Raw genomic sequence first — 26,633 nt, 5'->3', positions numbered from 1 at the left:
TTAGTACCTAAAGTTGATTACTCTAAGTAAATGAATGTTAACAGCTGTTAAAGCGATAACCTACTCCCGATTCTGTTATGATGTACTTCGGTCGGTTGGGGTCCTCTTCAATTTTTTTGCGGAGTTGAGCCACAAAAACACGCAAATATTGGGTTTGATCAGAGTAGCTATTGCCCCAAACCTGATTGAGCAAATACTGATGTGTGAGTACTCTCCCTTCGTTTTTTACCAAAATGGAAAGCAAGTTATATTCCGTAGTTGTTAACTTTAGTATTTCATTTTTTAACTTGACAATTCTAGCCGTAAAATCAATTAAAATTTCACCAAACTCAATTATGGGTTCATTTTCATTTTGGTTTAAATTTCGTAAAGCAGTGCGAATTCGTGCTAATAACTCCTGAGTTCTAAATGGTTTTACTAAATAATCATTAGCGCCATTATCCAGTGCTTTTACAATTTCTTCTTCGGCATTTTTTACAGTTAAGATCAGAATAGGTTTTGTATACCATTCTCTAACTCTTTTTAAAACTACCTGGCCATCTTCGTCCGGTAAACCTAAATCCAAGATGATTAAATCAGGCTGATGATTTGCTGCAAGCGCTATCCCTTCCTTTGCATTTACAGCACAAATAGTTTTATACCCATTTGACTCTAAAGCGATTTCGAGTAATTTCCTAATTTGGACTTCATCGTCTACGATTAATATTTCGGCTGAATTATTCATTTGAAATGGCTGCTGTATTCATTACTAATGCCGGGAAATATATTTTAAAAACTGACCCGCCTTCTTCTTTATTCTCTAAGGTAATTTTACCATTTTGGGCTTCAACAAAACCTTTCACAATAGATAATCCTAATCCAGTTCCTCCTGTTTTTGAATTTTGCAATCTGTAAAACTTATCAAAGACTTTATCAATTTCGGCTTCAGGAAAACCGTTTCCATCATCGGAAATGGTGATTACACAAGGCATCGCTTTAGAGGAATTATACTCAAAATCAATATCCGGATTGTGCTCCACTTTAATTTCAATTTTAGCTCCTTTTGGGGCGTATTGCGAAGCATTAAAAACCAGATTGTAAATAATTTGTTCTGTCAAACCATAATCTAATTTAAAGAGAGGCAGGTTTTCACCGGCAACAACTTCAACTTTATGAAACTGCAAATCATCCTTCAAACTATCCAAAACATTATATACCAATTCTTTTAAATCACACCAATCCATTTTTGGTTGTATTACCCCCGATTCCAATCTGGACATATTTAATAAATTCTCCACTTGATGATTCAATCGTAAAGATGCTTTTTCGATTTCTGAATACAATTTTTGCTTATTTTCCTCGGAAATAGTTAACGTTTTACTTTGTATCGTATCTATGGAGCCCATAATTGTAGAAATGGGTGTGCGCAATTCATGTGATAATGAATCTAATAAAGCATTGTACAACTTCATTGTATTTACCCTGACTTCTTTTAGTTGCATTATTTTTTCGGCTTTTCTAATTTTATTGGTTAAAACACCATTAATGAGTGCAATTAGAAAGAACAAAAACAATAATAAAGAATCTTCGGCATTACTGATATGAAAAGTATAATAGGGTTTCAAAAAGAAAAAATTCATGATTAAAGCACTTAATACAGCACTTAACAATACTGGCAAAATATCTAAAAATGTAGCTAATAAAGAAACTACAACCAGCAATAAATAACCCACAATTTTGTAATCCAAATAATCTCTGGTAAATAAGCACAATGAAGCAACTATGCTTACAGACAATACACATATCAGGTATTGGTTTTCTCTTTTTATTTGGTTTAAAATACTTTTCACAACTATCTTTCTTATTAACACTACAAAGTTAAATGATATGTTGTAAGTATTTTATAATATATCTGAACAAGACATAAAGATTTTATAAAGATTTCTTTCGCTGGTTTCTTAAAATGATTCCAGTAAAGAAGAAGACGTAATTTTTATTCACCTTCAATGATGAAGATACAAATTCACTCATTTTATCAATTTAAAACTTTTACCAACCTTCATTCAATCCATTTTTAAGTGCTAATCGGTATTTTTCTAAATCAAATTTATATAAATCCGGTGCTTTGTGCGCTCCCCCTTTTCTACTTTCTTCTAATTTTTCGAGAATATCATAACGCAGCATCTTTCTATAAAAATTACCGCGATTCAATTTCTTTGCTAAAATAATTTCATACAATTTTTGAAGTTCAGGCATAGTAAATTTTTCAGGCAATAAACTGTAGCCAATCGGTTTATGATTTAATTGTCTGCGAAGGGTTTCTAATGCTTTATCAAAAATACTTCTGTGATCCATCATAAAATCTGGCAATTCATCAATTGATTTCCATTCGCACGCATCAGAAAAATCATCCATAACTAAATTTACATGATGAAAATCGACTAAAGCATAAAATCCAACGGATAGAAATCGCTGTTTGTTCCATAGCGTGTCCGGAAACTTATCAAAAATTCCATCAGATCGATTTAAATCACTAAAAACTTTAAATTCTTGCAAATAAATATTTTCTGCACCTGTTCTACTAAATAAAATTCTATTGGCCGCCTCTTTAAGATTTTCTGTTTTTAAAACATATCCTCCGGGAAGAGCCCAAAAATCTACCTCTTTTAGTCTTGTAACCAATACTTTTAAGGTAGTGTCGTGAAATCCAAAAACGACACAATCCACGGATAAATTTGGGATATATATGTCCCAAGCTTCAGCTGATTTCCCCTCTATTATTTTATTAAATTCCATTATTTTATGTTGATTGCGAAAATACGAAATTGATTATAATTTTCACTTTAAAAACTGATAATCAAAAAATAAACTATCTTTTTTTGCAAATATTAAAAAAAATAATTAATATTGCTTCATAATGAAGCAATAAAAAAACTATTTACTAAAAAAACCAAATGAAGAACAATTCAATTTCAAAAATCGCAAAGACTTCGCTTCTTTCAGCGCTTGTCATTTCTGGAATTTCTTGGGCAAAAAACCCAGAAATAAAAGAGACTACACCCAACCCAATAATCACTGTTAATGGACTTACCTTTTCTGACTTAAATAAAAATGGAAAGTTAGACCGATACGAAGATTACCGTCTTTCAACTCAAGACCGAATCCAAGATTTAATCAATCAGATGACGGATGACGAAAAAGCGAGTATGCTTATTGGAATTGGGATGCCCGGCTTTGACTGGGCTAAAATGCAGTTTTCCACTGAAAAAGACACCGCTAAAGTTCCCGGTTCTGCAGGAGGAACAACAGCCATTTCTCGTTTAGGAATTCCTTCCGTAATTGTATCTGATGGTCCTGCTGGTTTGCGTATTAAATCCATTAGAGATGAGGATTCGAACACGTATTATGCTACCGCATTCCCTGTGGGAACGGCATTAGCTTCTACTTGGAATATAGCACTTATCAATACTGTTGGTAAAGCAATGGGTAATGAGGTAAAAGAATATGGAGTAGATGTTTTATTAGGTCCAGGAATGAATATTCACAGAAACCCATTATGTGGAAGAAATTTTGAATACTATTCTGAAGACCCATTAATAGCTGGAAAAATTGCAGCTGCAATGGTAAATGGTATACAATCTAATGGTGTAGGAACTTCAATAAAACACTTTGCTGCCAATAATCAGGAAAGAAACAGAATGGGTGTTAATGCACATGTTAGCGAAAGAGCGTTACGCGAAATATACCTAAGAGGATTTGAAATTACTGTTAAAGAGTCACAACCATGGACGGTAATGTCATCTTATAACTTTTTAAATGGTACTTACACATCAGCACGTAAAGATCTATTAACTACCGTACTTCGTGATGAATGGGGTTTTAAAGGATTAGTGATGACAGACTGGTTTGGAGGTTATAATGGGTTTAGAAATATTATGGATAAAGACGTTGTTAGTGATGTTGCCAAACAACTTACAGCAGGAAATGATTTATTAATGCCAGGTTTACCTGCACAACAAAATGCAATTGTTGAAGATATAAAAAGCGGTAAATTATCTAAAGACGAAATCAATATCAATTTAAGAAGAGTATTGGAATTGGTTATGAGATCTCCGGCAATGAGCAATTACAAATATTCTAACAAACCAAACTTAAAAGAAAATGCAGAAGTTACAAGACAAGCTGCTGCAGAAGGGGTTGTTTTATTAAAAAACAATAACAATGTATTGCCTTTTACTTCAAAATCAGCTCCATTAGCCGTTTTTGGTGTAACCTCTTATGATTTTATCTCTGGCGGAACTGGTAGTGGTGATGTTAACGAAGCCTATTCTGTTTCATTAATTGAAGGATTAACCAACTCCGGATTTTCTATTGACAAAGAATTAGAAGGATTATACAAGCCTTTTATGGCTACTCAAAAAGAGATTGAAACAAAAAGACGTGAAAAAGAAGGTTTATTGGCAACTCCAAAAAGACTTCCTGAATTAGAATTAAACCAAGAAGTTATTAAAAATAAAGCGAACACTTCTGAATTGGCATTAATCACAATTGGAAGAAATGCTGGTGAAGGTGATGACCGTAAAGTAGATGAAGATTTTAATTTGGCTCAAGATGAAATCAACTTAATCGATGTTGTTTCAGCAGCTTTTCATGCTCAAGGCAAAAAAGTGGTTGTAGTTTTAAATATTGGTGGTGTAATCGAAACGGCAAGCTGGAAAGATAAAGTAGATGCTATACTTTTACCTTGGCAACCGGGTCAAGAAGGTGGAAATTCTGTTGCAGATGTTTTCTCTGGAAAAGTAACTCCTTCTGGAAAATTAACAATGACTTTCCCAGTAAAATATGAAGATACACCATCAGCTAAAAACTGGATTGGAACACCTGCTGAAAATCCTACAAGTGTAACTTATGAAGAAGGAATTTATGTTGGATACCGTTATTTCAATACATTCCATGTAAAACCATCTTACGAATTTGGTTACGGATTATCCTATACTACATTTGATGTATCTAATTTAAAATTAAGTTCAAGTACATTTACAGAAAATATGAATGTTACCGTAACTGTAAAAAATACTGGTAAAATAGCAGGTAAAGAAGTAGTAGAATTATATCTTTCCGCTCCAGCAAAAACAATTGATAAACCAACCGAAGAACTAAAAGCTTTTGGTAAAACTAACTTATTACAACCTGGAGAAAGTCAAACGATTGTATTGACACTAAATTCAAAAGATTTAGCTTCATTCATTCCTAACAAAAATGCTTGGATTGCCGAAGCAGGTTCTTATAAAGTAGCAATTGGAACGTCATCATTAAACATTAAGCAAACAGCAAATTTTACTTTAGCAAAAGAAAAAATTGTTGAAAAAACAAATTCAGCGTTTGCAGCCGACACAGAATTCACTGATTTGAAGCATTAGTATACTATTTATAAGAATTACTCAAAAATGGGTTCGATTTTTCGGACCCATTTTTTTGTTTCTAAAGAATTTGTTTTACTACTTTTACATTTTATAACCTGTCACCTAAAATTGTGGCAAAAAGTAACAATCCATGTCTGTAGCAAAAAAAGATTACAAAAGAATTACAACAAAGTCATTAATTGAAATGAAAGCCAATGGAGAGAAAATTTCCATGCTGACCGCTTATGATTATACGATGGCTAAAATTGTTGATACTGCTGGAATCGATGTAATTCTTGTTGGTGATTCGGCTTCGAATGTAATGGCTGGGCACGAAACGACTTTACCTATTACTTTGGACCAAATGATTTATCATGCATCTTCTGTTGTAAGAGCGATAGAAAGAGCTTTGGTTGTGGTTGATTTACCTTTTGGAAGTTACCAATCTGACCCAAAAGAAGCGTTGCGTTCTGCCATCAGAATCATGAAGGAAAGTGGTGGACATGCCGTAAAACTGGAAGGTGGAAAAGAAATTAAAGAATCTATCAAGAAAATATTAAACGCAGGAATTCCAGTTATGGGACATTTGGGTTTAACCCCACAATCTATCTATAAATTTGGAACGTATACAGTTCGTGCCAAGGAAGAAGAAGAAGCACATAAACTAATAGAAGATGCTATATTGCTTGAAAGACTGGGTTGCTTCGCTTTAGTTTTAGAAAAAATTCCAGCACATTTAGCGCAACAGGTTGCTCAAAGTATTTCGATTCCAGTTATTGGTATTGGTGCAGGTGGTGGTGTTGACGGACAAGTTTTGGTTATTCACGATATGTTGGGAATGAACAATGAATTCAGTCCTCGTTTCTTGAGAAGATACATGAATTTATACGAAGGAATGACAACTGCAATCAGTCAGTATGTTGCTGATGTGAAATCTAGTGATTTTCCTAATGCTAATGAGCAATATTAATTTAGACATCATAGATTTTTAGATAGTTAGACCATTTAGATTCAATTTCTAAGTAGTTTAAAATTCTAAGAAGTTAAAATTCATAAAAATGCATCGATTCAAAGAGTTGGAAATTTGGAAAAAAAGTAGATTTTTTTGTTCTAAAATTTATAAAGTGACTTTATCTTTTCCTAACGAAGAAAAATTTGGACTAACAAATCAATTAAGAAAGGCTTCTGTTTCAGTTCCATCTAATATTGCTGAAGGATCGTCAAGACAATCCAATAAGGACTTTGCACGATTTTTAGAAATTGCTATTGGTTCAGCTTATGAAATTGAAACACAGATTCTTATTTCATCCGATTTGGGTTTTATCAATTCAGAAGATTTAATAGAATTAACAAATATGTTGGAAGAAATTATTAAAATGACTTCTAGATTTAGAGCAACTTTGTTATAGACTTTCTTAGACAACCTCGATTTTTAGACTGTAATACTAGTCTAAAATCTAAATAATCTAACTAATCTAAAATCTAAAAATCTAAGAAGTCCAACAATCTAAAAATCCAAATGAAAATAATTTCGAATAAAAACAACCTACAAATTCTACATGAAGACAACCATCTTATTGTAGTTAATAAGCGTGTGGGCGATATTGTGCAAGGTGATAAAACCGGTGACAAACCTTTGAGTGAGGTTGTCAAAGAATACATCAAAGATAAATACAACAAACCCGGAGAAGTTTTTCTGGGTGTTGTACATCGCTTAGATAGACCTACAACTGGAATAGTCGTTTTTGCCAGAACAAGTAAGGCTTTAACCCGAATGAATGAACTCTTTAGCAATCGAGAAACTCAAAAAACGTATTGGGCAATCGTAAAAAGCAAACCTTCAAAAGACGAAAATAATCTCGTTCATTATATAAAAAGAAACGAAAAAAATAACACTTCAAAAGCGCATAGTAAAGAAGTTCCTGAAAGTAAATTAGCCAGTTTGGATTACAAAGTATTTAACGAACTCAATAATTATTTTGCATTAGAAATCAATCTCCATACTGGAAGACATCACCAAATCAGGGCACAACTTTCTGCTATAGGTTCGCCTATAAAAGGAGATTTAAAGTATGGATTTGACCGCAGTAACCCTGATGGCGGCATTCATTTACATGCCAGAAAATTAACATTCATCCATCCTGTTACAAAAGAAGCCTTAACCATAACTGCTCCTACTCCATCAGACTCCATCTGGGATGCGCTGTAATTTTTTTAAAGAATAATTCATTATGTAAATTATAAAAATTAACTTGCATAGCACTAAATAAATTGTGCGTACCTAATGAATTACAAAACGACTATAGGATTTAGAAAAGAAACCTTAATAAAGTTACTGAATGTAATTATCACTCATGAAAATGAAATTATTCAGGCTTTATATGATGATTTCAGAAAACCGGCTTTTGAAGCAGTACTCACAGAAACCAATTATGTTATTTCTGAATTAAAAGACACTATAAAGAATTTACATAAATGGGCTAAACCAAAAAAAGTATTCCCTTCCATTCTCAATTTCCCTTCCACCGATTATATTTACAAGGAGCCTTACGGCAAAGTATTAATTATAGCGCCTTGGAATTATCCGTTTCAACTGGCTCTTTGTCCTTTAATTTCTGCTGTCGCTGCAGGAAATCAAGTGGTCCTAAAACCTTCTGAACTCACTCCAAAAACATCCGAAATAATTGCGAAAATTATTAAAAAAACATTCCAAATCAGTCATGTAGCAGTTGTAGAAGGCGGAGTTGAAGTCACTCAGAATTTGCTTTCTCAACGCTGGGATTATATCTTTTTTACAGGAAGTGTTCCGGTTGGCAAAATTGTGGCAAAAGCTGCTGCCGAAAACTTAACTCCCGTAACATTGGAACTTGGCGGAAAAAACCCTTGTATTATTGATGAAACTGCTAATTTAAAACTCGCTGCCAAAAGAATTGTTTGGGGAAAATTCATAAACGCTGGACAAACGTGTATTGCACCCGATTATATTTTGATTCAAAAAAATATGAAAAGCCATTTTTTGGAATTCATGAAAGAAGAAATCACCAAAGCATACGGTGAAAATCCTAAACTATCCCCTGATTACGCCCGCATTATAAATCAAAAGAACTGGCTTCGCCTAGTCAGTATGATTGAGGAAGATAAAGTGGTTTTTGGAGGCCTATCTGAAATTGAAAATTGTTACATCTCCCCTACACTTATTGATGAATCGAGTGCTGACAGCCTTATCATGCAAGAGGAAATTTTTGGACCTTTGCTACCTATTCTTTCCTATGAAAATGAGACAGAAATAAATGCTATAATATCTAAATACGAGAAACCTTTAGCATTATATGTTTTTACGGAAAATCATTCCTTTGCACAAAAAATTATACAAAAATATTCTTTTGGGGGTGGCTGTATTAATGATACTGTAATTCATTTTTCTAATAAAAGATTGCCTTTTGGAGGTGTTGGCCATAGTGGAATTGGCGCTTATCATGGTAGTTTGAGTTTTGACACTTTTTCGCATAAAAAAGGAATCGTAAAAAAAGCAAATTGGCTGGATTTACCGATGCGTTATGCACCTTATAATGATAAATTAAAAACAATTAAAAAAATATTAAAATGGTTGTAACCAATGAAAAATCGGTAAGCGAAGCCATTAAATACCGACGGTCCGTTCGGGTTTTCAAAAACGAACCCATTGATGTACAAAAAGTAAAAGAATGCATTCAATTAGCAACGCTGGCAGCTACGAGCAGTAATCTGCAACTTTGGGAATTTTATCATATTGTTTCTCCTGAAATTATACAAAAAATAACAGAGGCTAGTTTTGATCAAAATGCAGCAAAAACAGCCCAGCAAATGGTTATTGTTGTGACTAGAAAAGATTTATGGAGAAAAAGAGTGCAATCAAACATTGATTATTTAAAATCGTTGTATGGAGACAAACCTGAATCCGCTTATTCAAAAAGAGAAAAATTTGCTTTAAATTATTATCAAAAAATCATTCCTACACTTTACTTTGATTTTTTGGGAATCTTTGGAATGATCAAATTTATTGCTTTTCAAATCATCGGATTATTCAAACCTATTTACAGAGAAGCAAGACAAAGCGATATGCGCATTGTTGCCCATAAAAGTGCCGGGCTTGCAGCCCAAAATTTTATGATTAGCATGGCTGCAATAAACTATGACACTTGTCCTATGGAAGGTTTTGATTCATTAAGAGTAAAAAAAATATTACATTTACCTGCTTCATCCGAAATAAATATGATTATAGGATGCGGTCTTCGGGAGGAAAAAGGCGTCTATGGAGAACGTTTTAGAATTCCTTTTGAAGAAGTCTATTTTAAAATATAAATACATTCAATTCACCTAATAAAACAAAGAAGCTAAATGACTAAAACTACTAAAGAAAAGATAGAAGAAATAAAGAACAATGGATACCAATTAGATTTTGGAAATGTATTTAATCATGCATTTGAAAACTATAAAAAAATTGCCCTATATGCAGGTTTAATGATTTTTGTTTTCTCAATTTTGATAGGTATTCTAATAGCTGGAGTAGTAATTTTTACTTTTGGAATTTCTATAATAAACGAAAAATCATTAGAAAATTTAAAAAATGAAAACGTTTCAGATGTTTTTATGTTAGTTTATGTAGTTGGTGCAATAGTTTTATCTTGTCTGTTAAGTCCTTTTCCTGCTGGCTTAATTAAAATGGCACATTGCGGTGAAAAAGATGAGGAATTTCATGTTTCAACAATTCTGGAATATTACAAAGCCCCATATTTTAAGGAACTGGTTATCGCCACACTACTGATTTCAGTATTTACTACCGGCTTATCCGCATTGGTTGATTATACTGGAATTAAAATAGTTGGATCATTGATTAGCATGATAGTTTCTTTTTTTACTTTTTTAACAATTCCCCTTATTATTTTTGGTGATTTAAAAGCGTTTGATGCTATAAAATCTAGTATGATAATCGTATCAAAACAACCCTTAGTCCTTTTAGGGCTGGTTATTGTATCCATAATAGCATCAATGGTAGGATTCATAGGATGTTGCATCGGAGTATTTCTAACAATTCCGTTTATGTATTCCATGTACTATGCCATCTATGTTGCAATTATAGGAATCGATTCAGAAAATGAGTTTCAATAAATTGTTCTAAATCTAGAATCTTCTTTAAAAAACACACAATTAAAACATTTTTAGTTGTGTTTTTTTTTGAAAAAATTCATATATTTCAAAACTCTTAAGACAACTCCAAATCAGTCTTTCAAACCTAAGCAAATATATTCTATGGTATCATACTGTAGTACTTTACTATTTTTCAAACCTAGCTTTGCTTTTTTAAGTTGGTTCAATAATTTTATCATTTCCAATCATTTTTTATTAATTGATGAATCGGCTATAAGCGATAATTTATTTAGAATTATAGCTCCATTTTCATTTCTGTTGCTTTTTTTATTGATTTATAAATTTTCAAAAATTAAATCTATACTGGACAATAAGTATTTAGAAAACTATTCCAAAGAGGCGTCGAAAAGTGAAGAATACCAACTCTATCTTTTATTTTTAGGCATTGTAATTCCTATTTTCGAAATTACTTTCGAAGTTTTCAACGTAAGGAATAAAAGTTTATTAGTCGTAAATTGTAGTTTAGGAGCATTTTTATTAGCAGTATATTTTATTAGTAAAAAATCATCTTTTGTATTTCGAAACATACAGCAAATTTTCAAGATTCTTTTTGTATTATCGTTTGGTTTTATTTCTAGAAATTTAATTTATTCTTCACCTGATATTTTACCTGGCATTGCTTTTATAATAGCTTTTTTCTTTTCCTACAGCATTCTAAAACCAATAAAATTGTATTGGTTTTTTGTTGTATTAGTTTTTGCCTACTTAATATCCATTTTTATTTTTGAGTTAGTACCGCTGAATACAGCTATTATGCTGTTTAATTACTCCTTACTAGTTTCGGTTGTCAATTACATAAGACATGCTTCTATATCAAACATTAAAGATAAATTTAGCTTTACCAATGAAATTGTAAACAAAGGAAATTCGCTCTCTGTGGCAAGTAATAAAAAAGGAGAAATTATATTTTGTAGTGAAAATATAATACAAATTTTAGGATATACTCCAAAAGAAGTAATGGGATTGGAGTTTTGGAGACTTACTGAAGATCATGAATTCATTGGAGAAAAACACCACGAAAATTATGTTGACGAGAGATTATATACTAGAAAACTAAAATGTAAGGATGGGGACTATAAATACATACAATGAAAGGATAAAAAATTTTTAGATAATTTATTTATAGGAATTGGTCAAGATATAACGAATGAAATTCAAATTCAAAATCAATATAAAAACTTAATTCAAACGGCTACTGATATTATTTTTGAAGTAGATGATGATGGTAATTTTACGTTTATCAACGATTTCACCATTAAAATTTTAGGTTACGACGAGAATGAAATTCTAACCCGAAATTATTCTGAATTCATAAGACCGGATTACATTGATGAAATGATGCATTTTTATCAAAATTTGGAAGAAAACGAATTTGATTTTCCAACTATTGAAATTCCTTTATTAAAAAAGAGTGGCGAAATAGTCTGGATTTCTCAAAAGGTAATGATTCGCAGAAATGATTCCCACAAAATAATCGGTTACTCCGGTATAGCCAGGGACATAACTATTTTAAAAAACATCGAGGCTGAAAATAGAATACGTCAAGAAAAAAACGAAGAGTACAACAAAATAATTAAAAAATTATCTACAACTAATTTTAGCAATTTTGAAAGTTTTGAAATTAGTATAAAGTTAATATTAGAGGCCGCTGCAAATGTTTCTAAATGTAATCGGGTAAGTTTTTGGAAATATACCCAAGACACCATTTGCTGCGAAAATATATATTTATTAGACAGCAATGAATTTGGCACAGGAAATACTTTAGAACAGAAAAATTTTCCAGTTTATTTTGAAGCCATAAAAAACAAAAAACAAATTGTCGCTTCAGATGTTTACAATAAATGGGAAATATCAGAATTCATCGAAAACTATTTTTTTAAAAATCATATTAAATCCACGCTCGATATACCCATTTTAACAAATGGTGAATTAATTGGTATCTTATGCTTTGAAACTACTATAGTTATAAGAAATTGGGATAACGAAGACATCAATTTTGCAAGAACAGCATCTGATATTATATCATTGGCAATCGCATCGCAAATGCGATATGAAGTGGACAAAAAATTAGAATATAAAAGTGAATTACTCTCGGCAATGGCACTTTGCACCGAAAAATTCTTAAATAGTAAAGATATTACTGCTATTTTTTCGGATGTTCTTATAATCATGGGAAAAGCAACAAAATCACATAGAGCGTATTACTATGAAAATGATACAACTACAGGATTGATCAGCCAAAAGTACCGATGGATAATTAACAATCTCAAACTAACTGAGAATAACGTCAAGCTCCAGAATTTACCTCATGAGTTTTTTGAGGAATTGCTAACGCCACTTTTAAATAATCAAATATTTGAAGCGACTGTTTCCAAAATTGAAAATGAATCCTTAAGAAATAAACTATTAAATGTAGATGTTACTTCATTAATTCTTTTTCCGATTTTTGTGAAAAATAAATTTCATGGATTTTTAGGATTTGATGACACTCAGAATAAAAGAATTTGGAGTGAAGATGAAATCAATATCTTACAAACATTAGCAAGAAACATTGCTGCATCAATCGAACGAATTACAAATGAAATAGCAATAAATGAAAGTGAAGAAAAATTTAGATTATTAGCCAATAATATTCCTGGTACTGTTTATTTATCAAAATATGATAAATATGCCACTAAAATTTATATCAACGATGAAATTGAAAAACTGACTGGCTATCCAAAATCAGATTTCCTTACTAATAATTTATCATTTATAGACCTAATCCATCCGGAGGACAAAGAAAAGACACTACAAAGTGAGCAAGATGCCATCGAAAATGAAAGACCAATACATTCAGTTTTTAGAATTCTTCGTAAAAACAAAGAAATTGTATGGGTAGAAGAATTTGGAGATGTTATTTATAAAGACGGAAAAATTGCATTTATAGAAGGTATTTTTATTGATATTACAGAAAGGAAACAAGCTGAAACCTTTATAAAAGCGAAGGAATTAGCGGAAGCTTCCAACAAAGCAAAATCAGAATTTCTTGCTAACATGAGTCATGAAATCAGAACTCCCCTAAATGGAATTATTGGTTTTACTGATTTATTGATGAAAACCAATTTAGGAAGAACCCAAGAAAAATATATGGTAACCGTAAATCAATCGGCACATTCATTATTGGACATCATAAATGACATTCTTGATTTCTCAAAAATAGAAGCTGGAAAACTTGATTTATATATTGAAAAATATGATGTTAAGGAAATATTGAGTCAAATCATTGACTTAATATTATATGAATCCAATCAAAAAAAGTTAGGTCTAGAATTAAATATAGCACCAGATGTGCCTAAATATTTTTGGATTGACAGTGTTCGTTTAAAACAAATTCTAATCAATCTTTTGGCAAATGCAGTAAAATTCACAAAAGAAGGCTCTATAAAATTAAACGTTTCTGTTATTGAAAAAACAGATGATTCCAGAGCCAAAATTAGATTTGCTGTAATAGATACAGGGATTGGAATACTTGAAGAAAATAAAAAGAAAATTTTTCAGGCTTTTTCACAAGAAGATAGCTCAACAACTAGAAAATTTGGAGGAACTGGTTTGGGATTAACTATTTCGAACCAATTATTAGGCTTAATGAATAGCCATTTACAAGTTGACAGTATTATTGAGATGGGCAGCACTTTTTATTTTGATTTGGATTTAGAAATCAGCAATCAAATATTGGAGAATATTGATCCAAACGAAACTCTTATTGCTATAAAGGAGCTACCTATTAAAACAAATAAAAGTTCTAAAAAAATAAAAATAATGATTGTCGAAGATAATAAAGTAAACATGCTATTACTCAAAACAATCCTTAAAAACTTATATTCAGAGGCCACAATTTCTGAAATACCAAACGGTAAAGTTGCTGTTGATCAATTTGAAATCATAAACCCTGACATTATTTTCATGGACATCCAAATGCCGATAATGAATGGTTACGAAGCCACCAGAAAAATACGAAATTTAAAATCCGGTAAAAAAATTCCTATTATTGCAATAACTGCCGGTACGGAAAAAGAAGAAAAAGACAAATGCATTGAAGCTGGGATGAATGATTATATCTCAAAACCAATAATAAAAGGAATTATTGGTGAAACCCTTTCTAAATGGACCAGCTAACATCTTTTAAAAAAAAACTATTTAATCTATAAAATCGTGTAATTTTATGTATATTTCTCTTTTTAAAACTAATAAAAACAGAGTAAGATGAAATGGATAGGAAGACGTCAGAGCGATAACGTTGAAGATAGAAGAGGAATGTCTTCAGGAGGAAAAGGTATTATAGGTGGCGGAATAATAGGGATTATAATTTTATTGTTAAATCTTTTTGGAGGAGAAAATGCTCAAATGTTAACTCCTGTCCTAGAACAATTCAATCAACAATCAACTCAAACTGAATCAAGACCACTAACGGAAAAAGAATTAGAAGAGCAAAAATTCATTGAAACGATATTGGCTGATAATGAAGATGTTTGGACAAAAATATTTCAAGAAAATAATCTTCAATTTAAAGAGCCGGGCTTAGTCTTGTTTTCCAATGCAGTAGAGACTGCTTGTGGAAATGCAACATCTTCTTCAGGACCTTTTTACTGTCCGGGAGATCAGAAAGTGTATATGGACTTAGTGTTTTTTGAAGAATTAAAGACAAGATTTGGTGCTCAAGGAGGTGATTTTGCTACCGCTTATGTAATTGCTCACGAGATAGGTCACCATGTACAGACGTTATTAGGAACTTCCGGCAAAATGAGACAGATGCAAGAAGGTAAAAGTGAAGCCGAAGCCAATAAATTATCGGTAGCCTTAGAATTGCAAGCTGATTTTTATGCTGGTGTTTGGACCCATTACAATCAAAAAATGAATGCTATTTTAGAAGAAGGTGATTTGGATGAAGCTTTAAGTGCGGCACATGCTGTGGGTGATGATGCCATACAATCAAAAATACAAGGACATATCGTTCCCGAATCATTTACACATGGCACATCAGAACAACGTAAATATTGGTTTATGAAAGGATATAAAACTGGAGATATCAAACAAGGTGATACTTTTGCGGAATTAAGATAAAATATCATTCAATTAGAAAGTACATTAAAAATCGGAAATAAAAATCCGATTTTTTTTGTTTTAAAAAAGTGGAGAAGTTGAAATCATAATTTTCAATTCTGTTATCTATCATCTGTAACCTAAATTACCCCAACCAGCCGTCTCGATCTAAACTTCTGTATTGAATCGCTTCGGCAATATGACTGGAAACAACCGTTGGAGCTGCATCCAAATCAGCTATTGTTCTGGCCACTTTAATTATAAAATTCATTATAAGCAGATTTTAGAACTATTTAAGAGCTCAAAAAAATGGGTTTAAGAAACTAATTACTGATATTTCATTCAGTATAAAGGAATAACAATACTACCTCCTCTTTTGAATTTACCATCATTATTAATGTCTCGACTATTGTTTGTAACGGATTAAAACAACGTCCCATCTGTATTCAAGCAAACAAGTAAAGCAATCAAAGGCAGATCGAAAAAAATAGCAGTACCTTTGCACCAACTTAAAGGAGTAAACTAAATAATAGCTTTTACTTCATAATCACAATTTATGTCATTTAATTCATTAGGCCTATCTGATGCTTTACTAAAAGCCATCAGTAAAAAAGGATACACAACCCCTTCCCCAATTCAACAAAAAGCAATTCCTCCAATTTTAGAAGGTAAAGATGTATTAGCATCCGCACAAACAGGAACAGGGAAAACAGCTGGTTTCACGCTACCCATATTGCAAATATTATCGCAAGGAAAACACTTGAGTCACAGACCTATTCGTGCCTTGATACTAACTCCAACACGAGAATTGGCAGCCCAAGTATATGCCAACATAAAAGAATACAGTGAATTTTTGGATTTGCGCAGCGCCGTAATTTTTGGAGGCGTAAACCAAAACCCACAAGTTAGCCAATTGCGTCAAGGTCTTGATATTTTAGTCGCAACTCCGGGTCGATTAATCGATTTGCAAAATCAAGGTTTAGTATCGCTTTCCAAAGTTGAAATTTTGGTTTTAGATGAAGCAGACCGTATGTTGGATATGGGTTTTTTACGAGATATTGAACGTATCATGAAAGTATTACCTTCAAAAAGGCAAAACTTGATGTTTTCGGCAACCTTTTCAAAAGACATCAAAAAATTGGCAATGGGTATTTTGCACCATCCTGTTCAGGTTGAAGCAACCCCAGAAAATACAACTGTGGATGCTATTATTCAAAAAGTATATCCTGTTGCCAAAGAGAAAAAAACAGAATTGATCATTAAACTAATTACGGAAGGCAACTGGAAACAGATTTTGGTATTTACGCGTACCAAACAAGGTGCCAACAAGTTGACTGAAAGCATGATTAGTGCTGGCATTAAAGCAGCAGCTATTCACGGAAATAAAGGTCAAGGTGCACGAACTAAAGCCTTAGCCGGTTTTAAAAACGGAAGCCTAACCGCTTTGGTCGCCACGGATATTGCCGCTCGAGGTTTGGACATTCCATTATTACCGCATGTTATTAATTTTGAATTGCCTAATATTCCTGAAGATTACGTTCACCGTATTGGTAGAACAGGAAGAGCCGGAGCAAGTGGAGAAGCCATTTCGTTAGTTAGTCCAGACGAAACCTCTTTTTTATGCGATATAGAAAAATTGGTCGGCTTGAAATTACCGAAAGAAAACATTAAAGGTTTTGAGCCAGATCCTAATGCTTCAACTGAACCAATTAAACAAGGTCAAGGCAGACAACAACGTAATTCGACTCCTAGGAAACCAAAAACAGATACTACAAACCGTAGCACCAACAATAGTTTTGGTCCAAGACGTCCACAACAAAATAATGACAGACGTTCTAATAGATAATAGCTAAGAGATTAAGATTTTTTAGGAGCAGCATGATTTCGTTTTTTAAGAAAATTACCTCCCGCTATCCACTACAACCTTGTGAGGGCTAAACGCCAGCCCTCACAAGGTTTTTCGTTTCTATCGGGGCTATTTAGAGCGTTTTTATTGGTTTCAAGAACATACAAAAAAAATTCCGCAAAGTCAGGAGACATTTGCGGAGCTTTTCGTTAGGACTCTTTGGGAGTTTGGGGTTAATTATTCACCTAAAAGTTCACGAAACTTAATTTCAATTTGCTTTTTAATCGGAAGTAATTTTTCATTTAGCTGTTTAAGGGAAAACAAATTATCATCAGCAACACCTTCTCTAAAATGTACAGCGAAAATTAGAATTGATTCGGTAAAAAATTCTTGCAATAAGTTTTCTACTGCTTCATCAAAATATATTCTATTATGATTGAAGTACAATGTAAATTCATCAATTATTTTAATAAATTCGTCTTTTAAAAATTCATCTTCATTATCATCAAAAGGTCTATTACTTATTATACGGTTTATTGGAGAAACATAAATCTTCAAAGATTCAGATGCTATATTAATATACATATAAGTTTTTTCCAATACAATTAAACGTTTTTCGTGTAATTTTGTAAACTTAAAATTATCTTTAGATTTTAAATGTGTAAGTTCAGTTTGAAATCTTGAAATTTCAATTGTGTGTTCTTTTTTAACGTCTTCAAGCTTTTTATCAAAACTATTTTTCACATTTCCTTTTACTTTTTCCGTTAGATAAAGCGCAATTAATACTGGAATAATTGAATTTTTAAAAATTTCTAAAATATAATTGTACTGTTCCATTTAAAATATTATCATATTAATTATTATAAATCTGCACTACGCAAAGTGTCCGACTTTGAGTATGTGTTTTTCAGTCGCCGACTGACCTTAAAATTCAAACATTTAAAAAACAAAATCGGTTAAAAACCGAAAGTCACTTCCTCAAAGTCGGAGACTTTGTGGAACGTTGTGATAAACATCTGAAATTAAAAATCGTTGATCAAAAATCTGAAATCTGCTCATCTTTATACTGAAAACTGTTGTTTCCAAATACAACAATAATTTAAAACATTAATTTACAAATTATTATTCTATTCATATGTAGATAATATTTGTTTTTTATAGGAATATGGTATCGCCAGATCTTCATTGGTATTTGCGACAGCTTCTGTCATGGCGATTTCATACTTATTCAAATCTAGCTTAAGAATAGTACCTACTCTGCTAAACTCTTCATTAATCTTTGCATTCAAAATAAGTTGTTCATTTGTTATTGGATGATTAAAAATTAACTGATGTGCATGAAGCATCATTCCTTTCAGTTCAAAATTCTCCAACCATAATTTATTTTGTTTGTTACAACCATGTGGACGACTTCCTAAAATGGGATGAAAAATATGTTTGAAATGTTTTCGTAATTGATGCATACGTCCAGTTTCAGGAATCGCTTCTACCAAACAATATCGTGACGTTGGTTGATTGTTAAATTCTAACTCAATTTCGGTACTTTGCAATCGATGAAAGTATGTTATTGCATTTTGTATAATGCCATCATCATTGGTTAAATCATAATCAATCGTTAGTTCTTCGGGTGACCAACCACGTAAAATTGCTAAATATTTTTTTTCGACTTCGCGTGTAGCAAAACGATCATTCATAATTTTTAAAACGGCTGCATCCAATGCAAATAACAAGACACCAGATGTTTTGCGATCTAACCGATGAATAGGATAAACGTGTCGCCCTCCTATTTGATTTCTCAATTCTTGAATAGCATAAACTTTTGCATCGCGCGCATAAAATGATTTGTGAACCAACAATCCACTTGGTTTATTAATTGCTATAATATATTCGTCTTGGTAAAGAATTTCTAACATTTGGCAAAAATAAAAGAGATTTCTATTGAAATCTTTTTTTTGACTTATTTATTTCTATACTTTTCTTTTTTCATTTTAGTTCGAAAAACAAAATAGAAGATTACGATTGCTAAAACTGTTATTAAAATTGTATCCCAATGTTCTTTTATACAGTTGATTATACTATCCGTATTCTTGAAATTATAGTTAAAATTAATAAAAAAAACTACTCAATCTGCTACTGCAAAGTCTCCGACTTTGAGTATGTGTTTTTCAGTCTCCGACTGACCTTAAAATTCAAATATTTGAAAAACAAAATCGGTTAAAAACCGAAAGTCACTTCCTCAAAGTCGGAGACTTTGTGGAACGTTGTGATAAACATCTGAAATTAAAAATCGTTGATCAAAAATCTGAAATCTGTTCCTCTTTACACTGAAAACTGTTGTTTCAAAATACAACAATAATTTAAAGCATTAATTTACAAATTATTATTCTATTCATATGTAGATAATATTTGTTTTTTATAGGAATATGGTATCGCCAGATCTTCATTGGTGTTTGCGACAGCTTCTGTCATGGCGATTTCATACTTATTCAAATCTAGATTAAGAATAGTACCTACTCTGCTAAACTCTTCATTAATCTTTGCATTCAAGATTAGTTGTTCATTTGTTATTGGATGATTAAAAATTAACTGATGTGCATGAAGCATCATTCCTTTCAGTTCGAAATTCTCCAACCATAATTTATTTTGTTTGTTACAACCATGTGGACGACTTCCTAAAATGGGATGAAAAATATGTTTGAAATGTTTTCGTAATTGATGCATACGTCCAGTTTCAGGAATCGCTTCTACCAAACAATATCGTGACGTTGGTTGATTGTTAAATTCTAACTCAATTTCGGTACTTTGCAATCGATGAAAGTATGTTATTGCATTTTGTATAATGCCATCATCATTGGTTAAATCATAATCAATCGTAAGTTCTTCGGGTGACCAACCACGTAAAATTGCTAAATATTTTTTTTCGACTTCGCGTGTAGCAAAACGATCATTCATAATTTTTAAAACGGCTGCATCCAATGCAAATAACAAGACACCAGATGTTTTGCGATCTAACCGATGAATAGGATAAACGTGTCGCCCTCCTATTTGATTTCTCAATTCTTGAATAGCAAACACTTTTGCATCGCGCGCATAAAATGATTTATGGACCAACAATCCACTTGGTTTATTAATTGCTATAATATATTCGTCTTGGTAAAGAATTTCTAACATTTGGCAAAAATAAAAGAGATTTCTATCGAAATCTCTTTTTTGACTTATTTATTTCTATACTTTTCTTTTTTCATTTTAGTTCGAAAAACAAAATAGAAGATTACGATTGCTAAAACTGTTATTAAAATTGTATCCCAATGCTCTTTTATACTGTTGATTATACTATCCGTATTCTTGAAATTATAGTTAAAATTAATAAAAAAAACTACTCAATCTGCTACTGCAAAGTCTCCGACTTTGAGTATGTGTTTTTCAGTCTCCGACTGACCTAGAAATTCAAATATTTGAAAAACAAAATCGGTTAAAAACCGAAAGTCACCTCTTCAAAGTCTTCGGCTTTGAAGGGCTTTAGCTAAAGATCTGAAATCAAAAATAGTTGATCAAAAATCTGAAAATATCAACCCAGCCAACCATCACGATCCAAACTTCTATACTGAATGGCTTCGGCAATATGACCCGAAATAACATGGGGAGCTGCGTCTAAATCGGCTATTGTTCTGGCCACTTTCAAAATTCTATCGTAAGCCCGAGCCGAAAGATTCAATCGTTCCATCGCATTTTTTAATAATTGTTTGGAGACATCATCCAGCGCACAATGCTCTCTAATGTGTTTGGTATTCATTTGTGCATTGTAATGTATATTTTCCATTTGCTCAAAACGTTCCGTCTGAATTTCTCGCGCCGCAGTCACTCTTTTACGGATATCAACACTACTTTCTGCTTTTTGGTCTTCAGATAATTTTTCGAAAGGAACTGGCGTAACTTCAATATGAATGTCAATTCTATCCAATAAAGGTCCCGAAATCTTGCTCAAATAGCGTTGCATTTCGTGTGGTGAAGAAGTTTGCGGCGAATCAGGGTCATTAAAAAAACCGCTCGGACTAGGATTCATACTTGCAACCAACATAAAAGACGATGGATATGTAACCGTAAACTTAGCTCTTGAAATGGTTACTTCTCTGTCTTCTAAAGGCTGACGCATCACTTCCAGAACATCTCGCTTAAATTCTGGTAATTCATCCAAAAATAGTACTCCATTATGTGCCATAGAAATTTCTCCTGGTTGCGGGTAACTTCCTCCCCCAACAAGTGCCACATTGGAAATAGTGTGATGTGGACTTCGAAATGGTCGTTGGTTCATCAATCCCACTTCTTTTAACTTTCCTGCAACACTATGAATTTTGGTAGTTTCCAATGCTTCGCGCAGAGTCATCGGCGGTAAAATACTCGGTAAACGTTTCGCTAACATTGTTTTTCCTGCACCTGGTGGGCCAATCAAAATAATATTGTGTCCTCCTGCAGCGGCAATTTCCATACAACGCTTAATACTTTCTTGTCCTTTGACATCTGAGAAATCAAATTCTGGAAAATCTAATGTTTTATAAAACTCAGCTCTGGTGTCTATTGTTGTTGGCTCTAAGGTTCCTTTTCCTTCCAAAAAATCAATGACTTCTTGTAAATTTTCTACTCCATAAACATCTAAACCTGCTACAATTGCAGCTTCTTTTACATTTTGTTTTGGAAGAAAAAAACCTTTAAAACCTTCTTCTTTTGCTTTTATTGCTATTGGTAAAGCGCCTCTAATGGGTTGTAAACCGCCATCAAGAGAAAGTTCACCCATAATAATGTATTTATCAATATCATCTGCTTTAATCTGCCCCGATGCAACGAGAATCCCAATCGTTAATGTCAAATCATAAGCTGAACCTTCTTTTCGTAAATCGGCCGGGGCCATGTTAATGGTTATTTTTTTACCTGGCATAGCGTACCCATTATTTTTGAGCGCAGCGGCAATTCTATAACTACTCTCTTTAATGGCATTATCTGGCAATCCTACCAAATGATATCCAATTCCTTTATCAATATTTACTTCAACGGTAATCGTTGTGGCTTCAACTCCAAAAACGGCACTTCCAAAAACTTTAACTAGCATGTATGTTAATTTTGTACGTAAATTAGTAAAATATTGGCATTAATTACACGGAAATTAATTTATTTTTGAAATTCATAAACTAGAAAAAAAAGTATGGGAATATTTAACGCCATTTTAGGCAACGCATCAGAAGTAACTATCGAAAATGTTTCAAAAGAATTCGAACCTATTTTAATTAATGGCGAAATAATCGAGAAAGCATATAAAGTAATTAAAGACATGTTCATTTTTACGAATAAAAGGCTGATTTTGGTCGAAAAACAATTAGTTGGAACCAAAGTAGATTATATGTCGATTCCTTATTCCAGCATAAAAAAATTCTCTAAAGAAAGTGCGGGAATACTGGACATGGATGCCGAATTAAAAATTTGGCTGAACAGTGAGGATAAGCCCATCTCAAAACAATTTGGGAAAGGAGGGAATAATATTAATGAAGTTTATAAAATATTAAGCCAACATATCTTAAAATAGCAATTCCTTAAACTTTGTAAAAAAACGCCTACTACTATCATTGTACTAGGCGTTTTTTCACATACAAGCTATTTTAACAATTTTATTATAAAATAGTTTATATTTGTATAATAATTAACAAATAATCGTTACTATATTAAAAACCTGCCAATATATTATGATAATTTTAATATTTTACAAAACCTTTCATTTTTTACAAAATCAACATTAATAAATCATTAATATTAATGTTTAATTATCGAATACCCATAAATTATAGGGGGGTAAATTGAAAAATTAATAAAAATAAAATAATATGTTCATTTTTTTATAGGGGTTCAAAATCATTTTCTATTTTTATCGAAATTTAAAACTAAAAACTATGCGAAAGATTATTTTAAGTGTGATATTGATCACAATTCTAGTATTATCCATTTTTTCAATTCATCTTTTTGTTGAATCTACAGCACTAGGTGCACACGTTGTTGAATTAAAATTAGATACAGGAGATACAGCTTGGATGATAGTTGCCACAGCTCTTGTATTATTAATGACTCCGGGACTTGGATTCTTTTATGGCGGAATGGTAGGCAAAAAGAATGTTATTAGTACCGTATTACAAAGCTTTATGGCTATGGTTATAGTAACTGTTTTATGGGTTGTTGTTGGATTTGGATTATGTTTTGGACCATCAATAGGTGGATTTATAGGAAATCCTACATCAAACTTATTTTTTCAAGGGGTAAGTGCTAACACTGCTTGGGAATTAGCCCCAACTATTCCATTCATCTTGTTTGCTTTATTTCAAGCTAAATTTGCAATTATTACGCCAGCCTTAATAACAGGAGCTTTTGCAGAACGTGTTCGTTTCTGGGCTTACTTGTTATTTATGGTCTTATTCATATTATTTGTTTACGCTCCTTTGTGCCATATGACATGGCATCCAGATGGATTATTATTTGGATGGGGAGTATTAGATTTTGCAGGAGGAACTGTAGTTCACATGAGTGCAGGATGGGCTGCTCTTGCTGGAGCAATGTTCTTAGGAAAAAGAAAAGTACAAAAAGCAAATCCTGCTCGTATTACTTATGTATTATTAGGAACCGGTTTATTATGGTTCGGTTGGTTTGGTTTCAATGCAGGATCTGCTGTTGGAGCCGGAAGTCTTGCTGCACAAGCTTTAGGAACTACAACAGTTGCTGCTGGAGCTGCTGCAATGGGTTGGGTATTTCTTGACAAAATTCTTGGACACAAACTTTCTGCAATGGGAGCTTGTATTGGAGCTGTTGTAGGTTTAGTAGCCATTACACCAGCTGCAGGATTCGTAAGTATCCCTCATGCAATGGCAATTGGTATTATTGCAAGTATTGCAAGTAACCTTGTAGTGAGCAGATTCCCTAAAGGAAAAATTGATGATGCTCTAGATGTATTTGCTTGTCATGGTGTTGGAGGTATGGTAGGTATGCTTTTAACAGGAGTATTTGCATCAAAATCTGTAAATTCTATTGTTGGTGATAACCAAGGTTTAATTTTCGGTGATGCTACTTTGTTTTTAATTCAATTAAAAGCATTAGTTCTTGTTTCGATATTTGCATTCTCAGTATCGTATTTCCTTTTCTTTGTTGTAAATAAAATTACTCCTTTAAGAGTTACTGAAGAAAAAGAAGAGTTAGGTTTAGACATTTCTCAACACGGAGAATACCTATAAATCATTTTTTATAATAAAGCAAAAACACTCTGAAAATTCGTTTTCAGAGTGTTTTTTTTTACATAGTACTCAATACGTTTTTTCTTTATCTCAAACTTCGCATAATACTATAACAATGGACTTTTTTTGTGGCTTTTCAATAATCATAAATACAATACAGACTTACAATTTTTCAAATTAAAATAAGGTACGGTACTCCAATACAAGTTATAATTATTTGCAATACAAAAGATTCACGTTTATAACTACTGACTATTTCGATCTTCAATACATCGTAATTCAGTTATAAAATCAGGCACTCAAGTAAAAATTTAATTTAGCTACATTCATTGCACTTTTATTTGAAATCCCCCTTATCTGGTACCTTTTGTAAATATTATTTTTATCCAAAACTGATTTCTCAACACATTTTAACTGTTACATAAAAAACTCCATCTCAATTAAAATTGAAATGGAGTTTATTTTAACTTTGATAAAGAACAACTATTATTCTTTTATCAATCTGATAGTTTTTTGGTTAATACCCTGACTGATTATTGCAATGTAAGCACCTGATGGAAATTCTTCTCCTAACTTAATTTCCTGCCCAACACTATTCTCTATGTGTTTCACCATTCTTCCAAGTGCATCATATACTACTACTTCCACTTTTTCATTACTATTACCTTTCATTTCTATGGTAAAGTATTGGCTCGATGGATTAGGATATGCCATAACATTAAATGGAAGAAGTTCTGTAGTTTTCTCAACAAGTTCTACTTTGACTTTTGCGTTTTTCTTCACCTCATGTATTACAATAGAGCCTCCGCCTAGAATTGTTGTTGGTAAATCATTTTCATCGTTGCCCATATTATTATCATAAACAACAGCATTACCGTTATCCTTGTTCCATATTTTTATACGGAACTTATCAGCACCCGCTCCTCCATCAATTGCGGAAACTAAGAATCCATAATTACCTGAACCATTGATTTTACCTACTCCTTTATAGTTAGCCTTTGTACCGGAAATAACCAATCGCATATCATCATAAGAAGAACTATTAAAGTTAAGATTCCCTTCTTTAAACTGAAATTCAGTATTCCCATCTGGTACTGTGGAACCTTTTTTGTATTTCGCTACAAATCCAAAATTGGCTTTTCCTATTACTGCAGGATTCCCTACCCAGGCACCTGCAGGAGAGTTAATCCAGCCGCCACCTGTTACGAAACCACCATTAGGATCATAGACAACAATGTAATCATATTGGACGGTTACTGAACTTGCACCACAGGCATCCGTTAAGGTCACTAGAATTGAATAAACACCAGGAGTGGAGTAAGTATGTGATACCGTGAACGAACCTGAAGCTGGATTTGGAACATTTTGAACAGTCGATGTAGCATCATCCCATTTTATAACAGCATTACTCAGGTTATTGTCGTTATGACTCACCGTGATACTGATTGGAGTATTAATCGTAACTGGTCCAGATGGGCCTGTTATAGAACTAATCACTGGAAGTGTATTAATAACTGTCACCTGAATCACTTCCTCATCTGATAATGCCGGAGAGCCATTGTCGGTTACCTTAACAGTAAAGGTATAAATACCTGCACATTGTAATCCCGTAGGCATCCAAGTGAATACGCCAGTTGCTGCATTAATCGCTGCACCAGCAGGAGCACCAACCAAACTGAAAGTTAAAACATTATTGGGAACATCCGGGTCAGTGGCCGTAGCTGTGAAGGCTAAATTAGCTAATTGATTTACTGATTTGTCTCCAATTGCTGTAAGTACTGGAGCCACGTTTACCTCTGCAACCGCAATACTGAACGTTTCGGTATCGGTAAGATTCGGCAGTCCGCTGTCTGTAACAGTAACAGTTACCGGATA

Annotated in this window: 21 protein-coding genes and 1 pseudogene; 13 read left to right on the top strand and 9 right to left on the bottom strand. The window is 32.7% G+C overall.

All coding sequences use genetic code 11. From position 1 onward, the window contains the following. Positions 1 to 37 precede the first annotated feature (37 nt). From ACM55F_RS04115 to ACM55F_RS04105, 3 genes are all read right to left on the bottom strand, one after another. Positions 38 to 724 (bottom strand): response regulator, encoded by a 687-nt coding sequence (locus ACM55F_RS04115; protein WP_416852444.1) that lies wholly within the window; start codon positions 722 to 724, stop codon positions 38 to 40. Beyond that, positions 717 to 1,829: a sensor histidine kinase gene (locus ACM55F_RS04110; protein ID WP_416852443.1), complete on the bottom strand. Its 1,113-nt coding sequence runs from the start codon at positions 1,827 to 1,829 to the stop codon at positions 717 to 719. The genes ACM55F_RS04115 and ACM55F_RS04110 overlap by 8 nt, the downstream gene beginning before the upstream one ends. A 199-nt stretch (positions 1,830 to 2,028) precedes the next feature. Then, on the bottom strand, positions 2,029 to 2,775 hold the full coding sequence (locus tag ACM55F_RS04105) for an NUDIX hydrolase (RefSeq protein ID WP_416852442.1): 747 nt from the start codon (positions 2,773 to 2,775) through the stop codon (positions 2,029 to 2,031). 158 nt (positions 2,776 to 2,933) lie between these two features. On the opposite strand from ACM55F_RS04105, the gene ACM55F_RS04100 reads away from it, so the two are divergent. The 10 genes from ACM55F_RS04100 (at position 2,934) to ypfJ (ending at position 15,671) form a co-directional block, all read left to right on the top strand. After that, positions 2,934 to 5,399 carry a glycoside hydrolase family 3 N-terminal domain-containing protein gene (locus ACM55F_RS04100; protein WP_416852441.1) on the top strand — a complete coding sequence of 822 codons (2,466 nt, stop codon included), beginning with the start codon at positions 2,934 to 2,936 and terminating at the stop codon, positions 5,397 to 5,399. A 133-nt stretch (positions 5,400 to 5,532) separates the two neighbouring features. Beyond that, the gene (gene panB, locus ACM55F_RS04095; protein WP_416852440.1) at positions 5,533 to 6,351 is read left to right on the top strand and encodes a 3-methyl-2-oxobutanoate hydroxymethyltransferase; all 819 of its coding nucleotides are present in this window, start codon (positions 5,533 to 5,535) and stop codon (positions 6,349 to 6,351) included. 88 nt (positions 6,352 to 6,439) lie between these two features. After that, entirely contained in the window at positions 6,440 to 6,790 is a 351-nt protein-coding gene (locus ACM55F_RS04090) for a four helix bundle protein (protein ID WP_416852439.1), read from the top strand. 110 nt (positions 6,791 to 6,900) lie between these two features. Continuing rightward, positions 6,901 to 7,590: an RluA family pseudouridine synthase gene (locus ACM55F_RS04085; protein WP_416852438.1), complete on the top strand. Its 690-nt coding sequence runs from the start codon at positions 6,901 to 6,903 to the stop codon at positions 7,588 to 7,590. A 75-nt stretch (positions 7,591 to 7,665) separates the two neighbouring features. Further along, a complete protein-coding gene (locus tag ACM55F_RS04080; protein ID WP_416852437.1) occupies positions 7,666 to 8,994 on the top strand; it encodes an aldehyde dehydrogenase in 1,329 nt (442 codons plus the stop codon). Beyond that, positions 8,985 to 9,722, top strand: a complete 738-nt coding sequence (locus ACM55F_RS04075; protein ID WP_416852436.1) for a nitroreductase family protein — start codon at positions 8,985 to 8,987, stop codon at positions 9,720 to 9,722. The genes ACM55F_RS04080 and ACM55F_RS04075 overlap by 10 nt, the downstream gene beginning before the upstream one ends. A gap of 36 nt (positions 9,723 to 9,758) precedes the next feature. Beyond that, the gene (locus tag ACM55F_RS04070) at positions 9,759 to 10,529 is read left to right on the top strand and encodes a DUF2189 domain-containing protein (RefSeq protein WP_416852435.1); all 771 of its coding nucleotides are present in this window, start codon (positions 9,759 to 9,761) and stop codon (positions 10,527 to 10,529) included. A 141-nt stretch (positions 10,530 to 10,670) separates the two neighbouring features. Further along, on the top strand, positions 10,671 to 11,660 hold the full coding sequence (locus tag ACM55F_RS04065; protein WP_416852434.1) for a PAS domain-containing protein: 990 nt from the start codon (positions 10,671 to 10,673) through the stop codon (positions 11,658 to 11,660). A 30-nt stretch (positions 11,661 to 11,690) separates the two neighbouring features. Then, entirely contained in the window at positions 11,691 to 14,726 is a 3,036-nt protein-coding gene (locus ACM55F_RS04060; RefSeq protein ID WP_416852797.1) for a PAS domain S-box protein, read from the top strand. Positions 14,727 to 14,813: 87 nt separating this feature from the next. Further along, positions 14,814 to 15,671 (top strand): KPN_02809 family neutral zinc metallopeptidase, encoded by an 858-nt coding sequence (ypfJ, locus tag ACM55F_RS04055; RefSeq protein WP_416852433.1) that lies wholly within the window; start codon positions 14,814 to 14,816, stop codon positions 15,669 to 15,671. Between the two features lie 124 nt (positions 15,672 to 15,795). On the opposite strand, the pseudogene ACM55F_RS04050 reads toward ypfJ, so the two are convergent. Further along, a pseudogene (locus tag ACM55F_RS04050) lies at positions 15,796 to 15,912 on the bottom strand (magnesium chelatase subunit ChlI family protein); the annotation flags it as partial. A 294-nt stretch (positions 15,913 to 16,206) separates the two neighbouring features. On the opposite strand from ACM55F_RS04050, the gene ACM55F_RS04045 reads away from it, so the two are divergent. Beyond that, entirely contained in the window at positions 16,207 to 17,496 is a 1,290-nt protein-coding gene (locus ACM55F_RS04045) for a DEAD/DEAH box helicase (protein WP_416852431.1), read from the top strand. A 237-nt stretch (positions 17,497 to 17,733) separates the two neighbouring features. On the opposite strand, the gene ACM55F_RS04040 is transcribed toward ACM55F_RS04045, so the two are convergent. From ACM55F_RS04040 to ACM55F_RS04025, 4 genes are all read right to left on the bottom strand, one after another. After that, a complete protein-coding gene (locus tag ACM55F_RS04040; RefSeq protein ID WP_416852430.1) occupies positions 17,734 to 18,333 on the bottom strand; it encodes a hypothetical protein in 600 nt (199 codons plus the stop codon). 290 nt (positions 18,334 to 18,623) lie between these two features. Further along, positions 18,624 to 19,409, bottom strand: a complete 786-nt coding sequence (locus ACM55F_RS04035) for a pseudouridine synthase (RefSeq protein WP_416852429.1) — start codon at positions 19,407 to 19,409, stop codon at positions 18,624 to 18,626. 472 nt (positions 19,410 to 19,881) lie between these two features. Beyond that, positions 19,882 to 20,667, bottom strand: coding sequence for a pseudouridine synthase (locus ACM55F_RS04030; RefSeq protein ID WP_416852428.1), 786 nt, complete (start codon positions 20,665 to 20,667; stop codon positions 19,882 to 19,884). Between the two features lie 397 nt (positions 20,668 to 21,064). Continuing rightward, positions 21,065 to 22,600, bottom strand: coding sequence for a YifB family Mg chelatase-like AAA ATPase (locus ACM55F_RS04025; protein ID WP_416852427.1), 1,536 nt, complete (start codon positions 22,598 to 22,600; stop codon positions 21,065 to 21,067). A gap of 93 nt (positions 22,601 to 22,693) precedes the next feature. On the opposite strand from ACM55F_RS04025, the gene ACM55F_RS04020 reads away from it, so the two are divergent. Continuing rightward, positions 22,694 to 23,071 carry a PH domain-containing protein gene (locus ACM55F_RS04020; protein ID WP_416852425.1) on the top strand — a complete coding sequence of 126 codons (378 nt, stop codon included), beginning with the start codon at positions 22,694 to 22,696 and terminating at the stop codon, positions 23,069 to 23,071. A 361-nt stretch (positions 23,072 to 23,432) separates the two neighbouring features. Then, the gene (locus ACM55F_RS04015; protein WP_416852423.1) at positions 23,433 to 24,758 is read left to right on the top strand and encodes an ammonium transporter; all 1,326 of its coding nucleotides are present in this window, start codon (positions 23,433 to 23,435) and stop codon (positions 24,756 to 24,758) included. A 486-nt stretch (positions 24,759 to 25,244) separates the two neighbouring features. Here the strand turns inward: ACM55F_RS04015 and ACM55F_RS04010 are convergent. Then, on the bottom strand, positions 25,245 to 26,633 hold a 1,389-nt coding region (locus ACM55F_RS04010; RefSeq protein ID WP_416852421.1), incomplete at its 5' end, for a T9SS type A sorting domain-containing protein.

The organism is Flavobacterium melibiosi, assembly GCF_048158545.1.
Classification (GTDB): domain Bacteria; phylum Bacteroidota; class Bacteroidia; order Flavobacteriales; family Flavobacteriaceae; genus Flavobacterium; species Flavobacterium melibiosi.
The sequence above is the reverse complement of the archived record's forward strand: the minus strand, read 5'-3'. Positions and strand labels throughout refer to the sequence as shown.

Bases quoted from the DNA above. Each gene is read 5' to 3' on its own strand.
- ACM55F_RS04115 (WP_416852444.1), bottom strand. From the start codon at position 724: ATGAATAATTCAGCCGAAATATTAATCGTAGACGATGAAGTCCAAATT.
- ACM55F_RS04105 (WP_416852442.1), bottom strand. From the start codon at position 2,775: ATGGAATTTAATAAAATAATAGAGGGGAAATCAGCTGAAGCTTGGGAC.
- ACM55F_RS04100 (WP_416852441.1), top strand. From the start codon at position 2,934: ATGAAGAACAATTCAATTTCAAAAATCGCAAAGACTTCGCTTCTTTCA.
- panB (WP_416852440.1), top strand. From the start codon at position 5,533: ATGTCTGTAGCAAAAAAAGATTACAAAAGAATTACAACAAAGTCATTA.
- ACM55F_RS04090 (WP_416852439.1), top strand. From the start codon at position 6,440: ATGCATCGATTCAAAGAGTTGGAAATTTGGAAAAAAAGTAGATTTTTT.
- ACM55F_RS04085 (WP_416852438.1), top strand. From the start codon at position 6,901: ATGAAAATAATTTCGAATAAAAACAACCTACAAATTCTACATGAAGAC.
- ACM55F_RS04080 (WP_416852437.1), top strand. From the start codon at position 7,666: ATGAATTACAAAACGACTATAGGATTTAGAAAAGAAACCTTAATAAAG.
- ACM55F_RS04075 (WP_416852436.1), top strand. From the start codon at position 8,985: ATGGTTGTAACCAATGAAAAATCGGTAAGCGAAGCCATTAAATACCGA.
- ACM55F_RS04070 (WP_416852435.1), top strand. From the start codon at position 9,759: ATGACTAAAACTACTAAAGAAAAGATAGAAGAAATAAAGAACAATGGA.
- ACM55F_RS04065 (WP_416852434.1), top strand. From the start codon at position 10,671: ATGGTATCATACTGTAGTACTTTACTATTTTTCAAACCTAGCTTTGCT.
- ypfJ (WP_416852433.1), top strand. From the start codon at position 14,814: ATGAAATGGATAGGAAGACGTCAGAGCGATAACGTTGAAGATAGAAGA.
- ACM55F_RS04045 (WP_416852431.1), top strand. From the start codon at position 16,207: ATGTCATTTAATTCATTAGGCCTATCTGATGCTTTACTAAAAGCCATC.
- ACM55F_RS04040 (WP_416852430.1), bottom strand. From the start codon at position 18,333: ATGGAACAGTACAATTATATTTTAGAAATTTTTAAAAATTCAATTATT.
- ACM55F_RS04035 (WP_416852429.1), bottom strand. From the start codon at position 19,409: ATGTTAGAAATTCTTTACCAAGACGAATATATTATAGCAATTAATAAA.
- ACM55F_RS04030 (WP_416852428.1), bottom strand. From the start codon at position 20,667: ATGTTAGAAATTCTTTACCAAGACGAATATATTATAGCAATTAATAAA.
- ACM55F_RS04025 (WP_416852427.1), bottom strand. From the start codon at position 22,600: ATGCTAGTTAAAGTTTTTGGAAGTGCCGTTTTTGGAGTTGAAGCCACA.
- ACM55F_RS04020 (WP_416852425.1), top strand. From the start codon at position 22,694: ATGGGAATATTTAACGCCATTTTAGGCAACGCATCAGAAGTAACTATC.
- ACM55F_RS04015 (WP_416852423.1), top strand. From the start codon at position 23,433: ATGCGAAAGATTATTTTAAGTGTGATATTGATCACAATTCTAGTATTA.